A 12,727-nucleotide genomic window follows, 5' to 3' on the forward strand; every position below is an offset into this window, starting at 1 on the left:
CATGTTAAAAAAAGCTACATTCTTTGGAACTCTAGTTGGTATTGGCTTTCTGTTCGGAGCCATCTCTGGGGCGATCGCTTCTGAAAAAATGCCTGATGATCACAATATGCAAACTGAGACTGCTAAACCTACTCAATTTAAGGTGATCGATCAACCACTAGCAAACAAAATTATTGTTACTGTGGTTGGTGCTGGATTAATCGGTGCAGAGCTTTGGTGGTTTCTCCTCAGTAAGCCTAAGTCTAAAAAAGCCGAATCTGAATCTGGTATTCAAGAAGTAACCGTCGTCGTTGATGGTGGTTACGAACCTTCAAGAATTGTCGTCAATGCTGGTCAACTTGTGCGCCTCAACTTTCTCCGCCGCGATCCCAGCAGTTGCTTAGAAGAAGTCCGACTCGCTGATTTCCACATCGCCCAGTATCTAGAATTGAATAAAACTACAACCATCGAATTCACGCCGCCCAAGGCTGGAAACTATGAGTTTGCCTGTGGCATGAATATGTTTCGCGGTGCGATCGAGGCAAAATAATAGAAATAAGGTAAGTAGCTAAACCTGTGGCGCACGCTCAGCGTGCGCCACAGGTTTTTTGGTTTTATAACCCAAGTTGCTACCTATTAAAAATCGGCTCAAAACAAGTTAAAAACAGCCTCGCTAAGTCCAAAATGACGCTATTTTTATATAAAAATCTAGCATTTTTTATTTTAACTTTAGTCTTAAATGAATAGGTAGCAACTTGGGTTTTTATATTTAATTGCGCCCAGCTACTTAGCTTCAAAAAAATAGTCAATTTGTTTGAGATCAAAAATTACCTGTAATCTATAGAAATCTACTTATTTGTATTGGCGAAAATATGTCTAGCTCTGAAACCATCCTTGCAGGAAGATATCAGATCATTAGCCCGCTAAGAAGTGGTGGTTTCGGGCAGACTTTCTTAGCAAAAGACAATCATCTATTTGGTTCTTCCTTATGCGTTGTTAAACAACTCAATCCTAAATTTGATAACCCACAAGACTTAGAGATTGCTAAGCGCTTATTTGAACGCGAAGCAAAAACGCTGCATTATTTAGGTAGTCATGATCAGATTCCACGTCTGTTTGCCCATTTTGAGCAAGATGGTGAGTTTTATTTAGTACAGGAATTGATTGAAGGGCAATCCCTTGAGAGCGAAATTGTTGCTGATAAAACATGGACTCAATCTGAAGTAATTGCATTCCTTGAAGATATTCTTCAAGTTCTAGCTTTCGTTCATAACTCTCAGGTGATTCACCGTGATATCAAACCTGCTAATTTAATGCGCCGTAGTAGCGATCGCAAAATTGTTCTGATTGATTTTGGTGCAGTTAAGTTATTAGGGACAGGAGCTACTGCAAGATCAAGCAACGAACAAACCTCAAGTCAAACTGTAGTAGTTGGTTCTCCTGGCTATATGCCTAGTGAGCAACTTGCAGGTAATCCTCAACCTAGTAGCGATATCTATGCGATCGGGATGGTCTGTATCCAAATGCTGACGGGCATTAAAGATTGCCTCACAATTCCCAAAGACAACCGCAGCGAAATAAATTGGCAAAATCTTGTTGGATCTTCTATTAGTCCTCAACTTATTACGATTTTGGATAAGATGGTTTGCTATGACTATCGTCAACGCTTTGAGAATGCCACGATTGCTTTAAATGCACTATCAAACTTGCTAGCAAATAGCAACAGAACCACAGTAATGACTAATCTTGAGCGTCCTTATCCTTTAGAAGAGCCTGATGGACAAATTTCTTCAAATTCTCCCTTTTATATTGATCGTCCGCCCATAGAGCATGACTGCTTTGAAGCAATTGAGAAAACGGGAGCGCTTATCCGCATTAAAGCACCTCGACAGATGGGCAAATCTTCACTGATGGGCAAAATTTTGCACCATGCTTCCAGTCATGGATGTCAATCTGTTTCTCTCAACTTTCAAAGTGCTGATAGCTCTGTGTTTGCCGATCTAGATAAATTTTTACGATGGTTCTGCGCCAATGTAGGCAGACAACTCAAACTCAAAAGTAGAATTAGTGACTCTTGGGATGAGATTTTTGGCAGCAAAGATAATTGCACGGCATATTTTGAGGATTACATTTTCCCAGAGATTGGTGGAGCGATCGCTCTGTCACTGGATGAAGTGGATTTGATTTTTCAATATCGCGCGATCGCTGAAGATTTTTTCGGCTTACTGAGAGCATGGCATGAAGCCGCAAAAAGTGATGATTTATGGAAGCGCTTGCGGCTGATAGTTGTTCATTCTCAAGAAGTATACATTCCATTAAATATCAATCAATCTCCGTTTAATGTAGGACTTCCAATCGAATTGCGAGAATTTTCGCGTGAACAAGTGACAGATCTTGTGGGGCGGCACAGACTAAAATGGACAGATAGTGAGATAGAGCAACTTATGGCGATGGTGGGTGGTCATCCCTATTTAGTCCGTGTTGCTCTGTACTACATTGCGCGAAATAATATCAATCTTGTCGATGTGTTAAAAAATGCCCCTACTGAGGCAGGTATCTATAGCGATCATCTCCGTCGCCATTTATGGAATCTTGAACAAAATCCCAAACTGGCGGAAGCAATGAAAAAAGTTGTCAGTAGTAAAGGACCTGTGCGATTGCCATCAGAAGAGACTTTTAAACTGGATAGCATGGGCTTAACATTGCGTCAGGGAAATGATGCGATCCCGCGTTGCAATCTTTATCAACTTTATTTTAGCGATCGCCTTGAGGTGGTTAGCAATCTATGACCAGTCTGAATTACAGCTATCAAGCAGGAGGCTGTCTTCCTGCCAACGCTCCTACTTATGTTCGGCGACAAGCTGACGAAGATTTGTATGAAGGCATTCAGGCAGGAGAGTTTTGTTATGTGTTGAATTCAAGACAGATGGGTAAGTCTAGTTTGCGAGTGCAGACAATGAAACGTTTGCAAGCAGAAGGGTTTGCCTGCGTTGAGATTGATATGACTTCCATTGGTAGCCAAAATCTTACCGCCGATCAGTGGTATGCCAGCATCGTCCGCAATTTAGTAAGCGGCTTTAATTTGGGAGAGAAAGTTAATTTAAGAACTTGGTGGCGCGATCGCGATCTCATTACCTCGGTACAAAGGTTTAGTGAATTTATCGCAGAAGTTTTATTAGAGTACGTCCCGCAAAGAATTGTGATCTTTATCGATGAGATTGATAGTGTACTGAGTCTTCCCTTTAATGCTGATGATTTTTTTGCATCGATTCGGGCATTCTATAACAGCCGTGCTAATCGTCCAGACTTTTATCGACTGACTTTTGTTTTACTTGGTGTTGCAACTCCTTCTGATCTACTTAAAAGTAAACATATCAGTACGCCTTTTAATATTGGTCGGGCGATCGAGTTAAAGGGATTTGAAATTGATGAAGCTCAATCTCTTGCAGAGGGTTTATCAAGCAAAGCTGCAAGCCCTCGTGCGGTAATACGGCAAATTCTTTACTGGACAAAAGGACAACCTTTTCTTACTCAAAAGGTCTGTAGGCTGATTATTGCTTCTGAGGATTATATTGAGTCAAATACAGAAGCAAAATATGTTAAAAATCTGGTTTGGGAATCAATTATAGAAAATTGGGAAAGTCAAGATATTCCCGAACATTTACGGACGATTCGCGATCGCTTGTTGTGGCGTAGCGATCGGACAAGCCAGCTTTTGGGGCTTTATCGTAGTGTTTTGATGAAACAGGTAGTCATATTTGATGGCAATAGCCAAGATCAAATGGAATTGCGGCTATCTGGTTTAGTGATTAACTATCAAAATCGATTAATCTCTCATAATATTATTTATCAAAAGATATTCAACATTGCTTGGATAGATAGTATAGTGACAAATCTTTGTCCCTATACTGAAAAAATGTCTGCTTGGTTTGCTTCTAATAAACTTGATGACTCATTTTTACTTTATGAGGAAGAATTACAATTAGCTCTAGAGTGGGCAAGGGATAAATCTTTAAATGTCAATGATTTTCAGTTTCTTACCGCTAGCCAAAACCACGATAAAATATCACTTCGTCAGGAATTGGAGATTGCTAGAGAGCAATTTAAAAGATTTGAGCAAAAACATAATATCCAGAAAAAAGCAACACAGTCAGAAATTCAAACTTTAGATGCGGTGGCAAATAGGGCAGAAGTGGCAAATAGAGCATTAGACATGTTTGAATCTCAAGAGCTAGAATCTTTAGTTTTAGCAATGCAAGTAGTGCAAGATCTTAAACTACTAATTGATAAACAAACCTATCCTGAGAATTATCCTACATTTACTCCTAAGTATGTCTTACAAACTATTTTAAGTAATATTCACGAGCGAAATTGTTTGATAGCTCATCGACAGGGGGTTAATGTTGTAAGATTCAGCCCAGATGGCAAGATGATTGCAACAGGTGGTGGTGATGGAACTATAGCTCTATGGGAGCTATCGGGGCAAAATATTATTAAATGGAATTGTAATAAAACTCAAGTTAATGACTTATGTTTTAGTCCAGATGGTAAAACGATCGCTTCATCTGGTTTTATGACTGGAGATGTTCATTTATGGGATCTACAGAGCAATAAAATTGCTGTTTTTAGTGGTCATCAAGGATCGGTTTGGAACGTGGCATTTAACGCAGATGGTCAACAAATTGCCACAATGGGTGAAGATTCCACAGTCAGATTTTGGAGTATATCTGGTCAGCAAATAGAACAGAAGAATACTAATCATGGCGTAGGTAGAGGTATTAGCTTTAGTCCAGATGGAAGATATATCGCCTCTGTAAGAGAAAAGGGGGTAGTTTATCTTAAAAGCTTAATTCAGGGAAGAAAATTTGATCGATGGGTAACTCATCAAGACTGGGTTAAAAATGTAATTTTTAGCCCTGACAGTCAAAAATTTTTAACTATCAATCAGGATCTCAAGTTAAGAGTTTGGGACTTAGATGGTAAAGAATTAGCAAGATTTAAATGCTATCCCCACATGATAACAAGTGCTTGTTTCAGCCTAGACAGTCAGAAAGTTATTACTGGTGACACATCGGGAGCAATCATAATTTGGGAGATTTCAGGGAAAAACACGATTCATTTAAACGGACATGAAAAATCGGTTAGGAGTTTATCTTTTAGCCCTAAAGGGGATTTACTTATCTCTGGAGGTTCAGATAGTACACTTCGCTTTTGGGATTTATCAGAAAAGGGTTTAGTTCACGAGATTGAAGATCTTGAAAAGCTTTTGTCTGATAAAGATAAGCAAGAGAACTTTGTTGGTCTAAGTTTAAATCTCTTGCTTATAAAAGGTTATCAGTGGTTAGAAGATTATCTTGTAATTCATCCCGAAAAATTAGAAAAACTGGATATAAACAAAAACTTAATTACTAGAAGTGATTCCAGTAATGACAAGTTGATGAGTCAAGTTGAGCAAGCAGTTACTTATTATGACAAGACCGTAGAAACTGAATTAGACGATACAGGTAAAGAAGAGAATATGAATCTAACTTTACTTGATTTGCCTCCATTAATTGAGCGCGATCTCAGGAATAATGACTATAAACGATTAAGAGAGCTGCTATCAGCTAAGAGATGGGAAGCAGCAAATAGAGAAACCAACTTTCTCATATTAAAATTAGCTAATCGCTCAAAAGGAGGGTTTCTTAGAGAAGAAGACATCAAAAACATTTCTCCAATAGAGATTTGTACTATTGATAGACTATGGCTAATTTATAGTAATGGACATTTTGGTTTCAGTGTCCAGATGAGGATTTGGAATAGTAGTATCAAAGATGGGAACTATAAAAACTATGAATTTGCTGATCAAGTTGGATGGCGTATTCATTATTCATGGTCTCTGGGGAACCATATGAACTATTCCTTAAGCGCCCCTAGAGGACATCTACCAATTTTAGGGCTGCATAGATTAGGCTCGGAAGAATTTTTGTTTTTTCTGCAAAGTTTTTTTGCTTATTTTGAAGATAGTCTTCAGCTATATAAACATAATGCTTTGATTGTTTCAAATCAGGTATTACAACCATTCGCTAATGTTAGTGAGAGTGTAAATTTAGAGTTGCCTGATTTGTCTACACAATCTGATAATAAACTTATCTCCTTTGTGGTTAATACTAATAGTTCTGAAGATATAGTTTTGTTTCTCCCTAATGATGTCAAGCTAGAATTAGTTAATATTCCCGATGGCAACTTCATGATGGGAAGTGACGAAAATATAAATGAAAGCCCAATGCATAAAGTTAATATCAAAGGATTTAAAATGGGGAAATATCCGATTACTCAGAAACAATATCAGGCAGTAATGGGGAAAAATCCGTCGTATTTCCGAAATAATGATAACTTGCCAGTGGAATCTGTATCATGGGATGATGCAACTGCTTTCTGTAAGAAACTCTCATTAATGACTGGACAAAAAATACAACTTCCCAGTGAATCACAATGGGAATATGCTTGTCGTGCAGGTAGTTCTACCAAATATTATTTTGGTGATGATGTTAATAATTTAGAAGATTATGCATGGTTTGCAAATAACAGTGGAGATACATCAATTGATGATTTAGAGCTTTGGGAAAATGATCAGAAAAAGTCTTGGGAATTGCTCAACACCTATAACTGTAGAACTCATATGGTCGGAGAAAAGTTACCCAATGCTTGGGGACTATATGATATGGGTGGCAACGTCTATGAATGGTGTGAAGATATTTGGCATGATAATTATATAGGCTCACCAAATGACGGAAGTGCTTGGCTAATGAATGGTGAAGCATTTATGCGCTCGATTAGAGGGGCAGCTTGGTATAGTCTCAATCGATATTTTTATTCAGCATTCCGCAACAAATTTGATGAACATGGACGATTTTATGGAATCGGTTTCCGAATTGTAGTTTTAGATTTTGGGGAGGTACTTCGTGGTCACTGGACAGTTAAAGAGGGATAAATACTGAAACGCCCATTTCATGACGATGAAAAAGACGCAAATACGTCGATCACACTTTAGCTTTCCAGTGCCGCTTAGCAAAAACACCCTAGAGTGAAATTAGAAATGCTGAGTGCGATCGCAATAAAAACGAAAAAGATGTGGCGCAAAGCACCGCATCTTTTTCGTTTTATCCCCTTGACTCTCCAGTCGAATAGAGAATGTAGAGTTGTTTTTGGATAGAGAAGTCGGTGTTTAATTTCTCTTTTTAGTCCAAAAATAGAAGTTATCTAAAACTATGACTATTCAACTCACAGCCCCTAAAATTGCCTGTTCTAGCTGTGTCAATACAGTTACAGCCGCAATTAAAAACGTTGATGCTAACGCAGAAATTCAAGCTAATACCAAAACAAAACTGATTGTTGTTGAAACTCAAGCATCGGAGTTAGCAATTCGAGAAGCTCTTATCAATGCTGGCTATCCAGTCGCCTAATCATTTACAGAAATATGCGTTCAAATCTGAAAGCATATTTCTATCGCTCTTTAACCCGCAAAAGCATTATAAATCAAGGAATAACTACGATGAACAAACTAATTACCGCGATCGCACTGACCTCTGTTTTGGCATTGACTCAAGCTTGCTCCTCATTGTCCACCATATCTAATGCCGAAGAACCAAAACCTGTTGCTAAAGACAATCATGCTAATAAGCATGGAGAACATAGTGACCACCAAAAGACATCATCGGAAACAACAATTGCTGAGGCAAAGTTGACGACTCCCCTCAATATACTTCCTAATACTACTGTGCCATTATTGATCGATGTTCAAGACCTCAATGGCAAAGCTGTTGAAAAATTTGAGGTGTTTCAAGAGAAGCTGATGCATTTGATTGTTGTCAGTGATGATCTTCAGTTCTTTGATCATATTCATCCCAGCTACCAACACAATGGACGATTTAAAGTGTCGGTGAACTTTCCACAGGCGGGAAAATACACCTTGTTTAGCGACTACAAGCCTGCTCAGTCTCTAGAACAAATTTCCGTTCTTAAAACACAAGTTATTGGCGAAAGTCCATTGGATAAACCGATTAACTTCGATCGCACCAAGACCTTTGGCAAAACCCATATTAATTTGAGCAGTTCTCAAGATCACATTAAAGCTAGTGAGGAAGTGACCTTAACCTTTGACCTCAAAGATACTGATACTAATCAGCCGATTACTGATTTGCAACCCTACTTAGGCGAAAAAGGACACCTTGTGATCATCAAAAAATCAACCCCATTGACTGCCTCTGATTATATTCATGCCCATGCATTAGATAGTAGCTCTGAAGGGAAAGTTACTTTCATGACCAAGTTCGCAAAATCTGGAGAATATAAGCTCTGGGGGCAGTTTAACCGCAATGGCAAAATTGTCACGGCTGATTTTGGGATTCATGTGCGCGATTGATAGAATGGTTGTGGTAATTCTAAATGTAGGGGCAATTCATAAATTGCCCCTACATGAAATCAAGTTTTTAAGGTGCTTTTGCGTAATTCCTAAAAATACAAAAACAGAGAGAAAAGAGATATGCAAGCTCAAGAGGAACTCAAACAAATTGGTGCGATCGCCAAAGAAAGCGGTATTCCTATCAAAACAATTCGCTATTATGAGGAGCTAGGTCTATTAGAATCATCAGGAAGAACTGAAGGTGGATTTCGATTATTTGCCAATAATGTCATTAATCGCCTCAGTTTTATTAAACGTTCTCAAAGTCTAGGCTTGAGTTTATCGGAAATCAAAGAGTTTCTATCCATCCATGATCAAGGCGAGTTACCTTGTGTTCATGTCAAGGTCAAACTCCAAGATAAAATCGCTGAAGTCGATCGCCAAATTCAGCAGTTACTAACTCTGCGCTCTGATTTAGAGGCACTCCTTGTTGGTGAACCGCTAGTCTCAGAGAATGCTGAAACAATCTGCCCCATAATTGAACTTGCCGAAGTCAAAGAATTAGCAGGTCATAATGGTATGGGTTCCCTAAAAAAATATTAGCCCCAAAACAGATTACTATTTTTTACAGCAATACCCGATCACACAAAGCAAGAAATTTTTAAAAGTGTTGCAAAGCAACACTTTTAAAAATTTCTTGATTCGGATTTGAGCACAAAATGTTGTAGATACCCATCGCATTAGCTAATTCAAAGCTGTTCTCTAATTTTTCAATGAACTATCTTTATTTACATGGCTTTGCTTCTAGTCCCAATTCCTATAAAGCTAACTATATGCAGCAAAGGTTTGCGGAATTAGGACTAACCTTGCATGTGCCAGATCTGAATCTTACTGATTTCTCCAAAGTTACCCTTTCTGAGCAGCTAGCTTACCTCGATCTCACCTATCTCAAAACCCATGAACCGATCGCTGTAATTGGCTCGAGCCTCGGTGGATTTTTAGCGGTATTACTTGCAGCCCAAAATCCCTTAGTCCAGAAATTAGTACTATTTGCCCCAGCTTTTGGCTTTGGCGATCGCATTACCCAGAATATCGGTGCAGAGAATGTCGCGCAATGGGAGCAGGATGGCAGCCGTGAGTTCTACCACTACGGATTAAAACGTAATGTAAATTTACAATTTCAGTTTTTAGTTGATGCTCAAAAATATTCAGAAGCTCAACTCACGCGAGCACTACCAATTCTGATCTTTCATGGCATCCACGATGATGTTGTACCCGCATCCATGAGCGAAGAATTTGCCAAAAGGCGATCGCAAGTAATCTTAAAATTACTCAATGATGATCATGCCCTTGGTAGTGATTTAATAAATATTTGGCAAGATACCAAACAATTCTTGGAAATCAGCTAGAGTTTAAATACTCATTCCAAAGGGTAGTTTCCTTTGATACAAAATATCCGCTAGGATTTGAAATAAGCAGTTGCATTTAAGAAAAAGGTTTAAAAACCGTTGAAAAATATCATCAAAACGCTGCAAGCCGACTTCAAGATCATTTTTGAACGTGATCCTGCTGCCCGTAACTGGCTAGAAGTCTTGTTATGCTATCCCGGACTCCATGCCATTTGGCTCTATCGCTTTGCCCATTGGCTAAATATGCTCAAGCTACCTGTGATCCCTCGGATGATCTCACAGATGGCAAGATTCTTCACAGGCATTGAGATTCACCCTGGGGCAAGAATTGGTAAGGGTGCATTCATTGACCACGGTATGGGCGTAGTAATCGGCGAAACAGCGATCGTTGGTGAATATGTGTTGATCTACCAAGGTGTCACCCTCGGCGGCACAGGTAAAGAATCAGGTAAGCGTCACCCCACCCTTGGCGACAACGTGGTTATTGGCGCTGGAGCCAAAGTCCTTGGCAATATCGAAATTGGCAGCAATTCACGGATTGGTGCTGGCTCTGTCGTTGTCAAATCCGTTCCTCCCGATTGCACGGTAGTGGGTATCCCCGGGCGGATTGTGCATCGTCATGGTGTCAAGGTTTCGGCTCTCGATCATAGTCAAGTTCCCGATCCTGAAGGTGATGTCATTCGTTCTCTGATTGGTCGTGTGGAGCAACTAGAGAAAAATGCTGAGTTGCATAGTTTACATCCTGTCAACAACTACATTATTGATTCAGAACTGCTCAAAAATGTCCGCCCGCGCCATCTCGTACCTTCTGATCATTCTCCAAAACCATTTGACCGTCATCAAGAGTATGAAGGATTTTCCGAAGGCGGCGGTATTTAAAAAATATTGTCCAAAATTCATAATAAAAAGGCTCGCATTGCGAGCCTTTTTATTATGAATTTTGGACAAGCCGCTATAATGCACTCAAAAATGCATTACTAACAAATTCTATGGATCACCAGTTTCGATCGCGTCGTCAAGGTTTTCGGTACTTCTGGAAAAATCTCTGGCGCAGAATTTTGTCTAACAAAATGTCCAAGCAATTCTGGCAACGCCCGATCGCTTGGTTGATCACAGGATTATGTCTATTTTTGTGTTTATTTACTCTCGCCGCCTGTGAGCCAGTCCCAACGCCCGATCAAGTCAATGGAAACAGTGCTGGAAATCGCGACTACCTCAAAACTGTGTTGAAGCGGGGCAAATTAAATTGTGGAGTTAGTGGTGAGTTACCTGGATTTAGTTTTGTTAATAAAGAGGGCAAATATTCGGGGCTAGATGTTGATATTTGTCGGGCGATCGCTGCTGCATTATTTGATAATCCTGATGCCGTACAATTCCGTAATCTCAATGCGAAAGAACGCTTCACTGCTTTGCAGTCGGGGGAAGTGGATGTGCTGAGTCGCAATACCACATGGACATTGAGTCGTGATACGAGTTCGCGCCTATCGTTTATGCCCGTAGTTTTTTATGATGGACAGGGGCTAATGGTTCGCAAAGATAGCAATATTAAGGAGATCGGTGATCTTAAAGATGCTGATATTTGCGCTCAAACAGGGACAACTACTGAACAGAACCTCGCTGACCAGATGCGTAAGCGCAACATTCCCTATAAGCCTGTGGTATATGAAGAGGTCAATGCCACCTTTAATGCCTACCAATCAGGACGTTGCAAGGCAATTACCGCCGATCGCTCAGCCTTAGTAGTACGTCGTACTCGTCTTGCCGATCCTGAGAATCATGTAGTTTTAGATTTTGTAATTTCTAAGGAACCGCTTGCGCCAGCCGTTAGTGATGGCGACTCGAAATGGTCAGATATTGTGAAATGGATTATTTTTTCAGCGATCGAGGCAGAGGATTTAGATATTTCTTCAGCCAATTTAGCCACGCAATTACAAAGTAAAAATGCGGAAGTGCGCCGATTTTTAGGTGTGGACGGCAGCCTTGGCAAGGATATGGGTATTAGTAATGACTTTGCGGTAAAAGTGATCAAGCATGTAGGCAACTATGCCGAAATCTACGATCGCAATCTCGGTAAAGACAGTGCCTTTAAATTACCGCGAGGACAAAATGAACTCTGGCGAAATGGTGGGTTAATGTACGCTCCACCATTTCGCTAATCAATTAGCTCGGCATAGTTATAAACAAAACCCATATTATTGAAACGCTCGCTACGCGAGCGTTTCAATAATATGGGTTTTGAGTTTACTGATGCTTGACTAGTTACCAACCAAAAACCGAAGCGATCGCTGGTTGAGAATTATCACTTGCTACAGCCTCAACTTTATCTTCATTCATCAGTTGTTCAGTGCAGAAAGTCGCTTGACTAAATCCGCCGAAACGTTGCACCGTGCTAGCCCTTACCCTTACATTTGGTGCAGGGAACCAAAAACGCTCATAGGAACTCATCGATGGATAATCAGTGATGAGCACTAGAGCTTCTTCGTCATCAATTTCGTAACGACCAATTACAGGCATGACTTCCGCATAGCCCACTTCCCGTAACAACTTGCCTTTGCGACCTGTCTCATCATCTGGGACAAGGGCAAATACTGTTTCCCCTGAGTGGGTTTCCCCATCATCTTTATCCCATGCCATCGTGCCATCCCATTTCACATAGGCTCCACCGATCGCATTAGTGGGTTCAATTTCGTGCATTTGGCAAATTTCGATGACCTTAGGATCGTCGGCATTTAAGGGATTAACCAAAATTTCGGAGCCACCTCTCTCAGCACGACGGAAGGCAAGGTGATGGGTCGTACGTTGCGATCGCCATTTGCCTGCGCTCTTTTGAAAAAATTCTAATGCGTTCATGTTACTCAATCAAAAATAAATCAAAAATCTAATTATTCCTATGGTATAGCAATGAAAGCTTTGCTTAGGACATAAAACCCAAAAGATGAGTTGCGGCGCGAAGCGC

The 12,727-nt window shown here is 40.1% G+C and carries 10 protein-coding genes; 9 read left to right on the forward strand and 1 reads right to left on the reverse strand.

The window, feature by feature from the left end; genetic code table 11:
- Position 1: 1 nt before the first annotated feature.
- From NMG48_RS15780 to NMG48_RS15820, 9 genes are all read left to right on the forward strand, one after another.
- Positions 2-529: a cupredoxin domain-containing protein gene (locus tag NMG48_RS15780; RefSeq protein ID WP_271252429.1), complete on the forward strand. Its 528-nt coding sequence runs from the start codon at positions 2-4 to the stop codon at positions 527-529.
- 322 nt (positions 530-851) lie between these two features.
- A complete protein-coding gene (locus NMG48_RS15785; protein WP_271252430.1) occupies positions 852-2,768 on the forward strand; it encodes an AAA-like domain-containing protein in 1,917 nt (638 codons plus the stop codon).
- Complete coding sequence (locus NMG48_RS15790; RefSeq protein ID WP_271252431.1) at positions 2,765-6,952, forward strand: SUMF1/EgtB/PvdO family nonheme iron enzyme; 4,188 nt, start codon at positions 2,765-2,767, stop codon at positions 6,950-6,952. Before NMG48_RS15785 ends, NMG48_RS15790 begins: the two co-directional genes overlap by 4 nt.
- Positions 6,953-7,229: 277 nt before the next feature.
- Complete coding sequence (locus NMG48_RS15795) at positions 7,230-7,424, forward strand: heavy-metal-associated domain-containing protein (RefSeq protein WP_271252432.1); 195 nt, start codon at positions 7,230-7,232, stop codon at positions 7,422-7,424.
- Between the two features lie 89 nt (positions 7,425-7,513).
- A complete protein-coding gene (locus NMG48_RS15800; protein ID WP_271252433.1) occupies positions 7,514-8,383 on the forward strand; it encodes a hypothetical protein in 870 nt (289 codons plus the stop codon).
- 120 nt (positions 8,384-8,503) lie between these two features.
- Positions 8,504-8,965 carry a heavy metal-responsive transcriptional regulator gene (locus NMG48_RS15805; RefSeq protein ID WP_271252434.1) on the forward strand — a complete coding sequence of 154 codons (462 nt, stop codon included), beginning with the start codon at positions 8,504-8,506 and terminating at the stop codon, positions 8,963-8,965.
- Positions 8,966-9,135: 170 nt separating this feature from the next.
- Positions 9,136-9,771: a YqiA/YcfP family alpha/beta fold hydrolase gene (locus NMG48_RS15810; RefSeq protein ID WP_271252435.1), complete on the forward strand. Its 636-nt coding sequence runs from the start codon at positions 9,136-9,138 to the stop codon at positions 9,769-9,771.
- Positions 9,772-9,879: 108 nt separating this feature from the next.
- Complete coding sequence (gene cysE / locus NMG48_RS15815) at positions 9,880-10,650, forward strand: serine O-acetyltransferase (protein ID WP_271255288.1); 771 nt, start codon at positions 9,880-9,882, stop codon at positions 10,648-10,650.
- Positions 10,651-10,760: 110 nt separating this feature from the next.
- Positions 10,761-11,927 carry an amino acid ABC transporter substrate-binding protein gene (locus NMG48_RS15820; protein WP_271252436.1) on the forward strand — a complete coding sequence of 389 codons (1,167 nt, stop codon included), beginning with the start codon at positions 10,761-10,763 and terminating at the stop codon, positions 11,925-11,927.
- A gap of 103 nt (positions 11,928-12,030) precedes the next feature.
- Here NMG48_RS15820 and NMG48_RS15825 read toward each other — a convergent pair whose 3' ends face one another.
- Positions 12,031-12,621 (reverse strand): phycobiliprotein lyase, encoded by a 591-nt coding sequence (locus NMG48_RS15825; protein ID WP_271252437.1) that lies wholly within the window; start codon positions 12,619-12,621, stop codon positions 12,031-12,033.
- Positions 12,622-12,727: the final 106 nt, after the last annotated feature.

Source organism: Pseudanabaena sp. Chao 1811 (assembly GCF_027942295.1).
Classification (GTDB): domain Bacteria; phylum Cyanobacteriota; class Cyanobacteriia; order Pseudanabaenales; family Pseudanabaenaceae; genus Pseudanabaena.

Coding starts and splice junctions, on each gene's coding strand:
- NMG48_RS15805 (WP_271252434.1), top strand. CDS start 8,504: ATGCAAGCTCAAGAGGAACTCAAACAAATTGGTGCGATCGCCAAAGAA.
- NMG48_RS15790 (WP_271252431.1), top strand. CDS start 2,765: ATGACCAGTCTGAATTACAGCTATCAAGCAGGAGGCTGTCTTCCTGCC.
- NMG48_RS15825 (WP_271252437.1), bottom strand. CDS start 12,621: ATGAACGCATTAGAATTTTTTCAAAAGAGCGCAGGCAAATGGCGATCG.
- NMG48_RS15820 (WP_271252436.1), top strand. CDS start 10,761: ATGGATCACCAGTTTCGATCGCGTCGTCAAGGTTTTCGGTACTTCTGG.
- NMG48_RS15800 (WP_271252433.1), top strand. CDS start 7,514: ATGAACAAACTAATTACCGCGATCGCACTGACCTCTGTTTTGGCATTG.
- NMG48_RS15780 (WP_271252429.1), top strand. CDS start 2: ATGTTAAAAAAAGCTACATTCTTTGGAACTCTAGTTGGTATTGGCTTT.
- NMG48_RS15785 (WP_271252430.1), top strand. CDS start 852: ATGTCTAGCTCTGAAACCATCCTTGCAGGAAGATATCAGATCATTAGC.
- NMG48_RS15795 (WP_271252432.1), top strand. CDS start 7,230: ATGACTATTCAACTCACAGCCCCTAAAATTGCCTGTTCTAGCTGTGTC.
- NMG48_RS15810 (WP_271252435.1), top strand. CDS start 9,136: ATGAACTATCTTTATTTACATGGCTTTGCTTCTAGTCCCAATTCCTAT.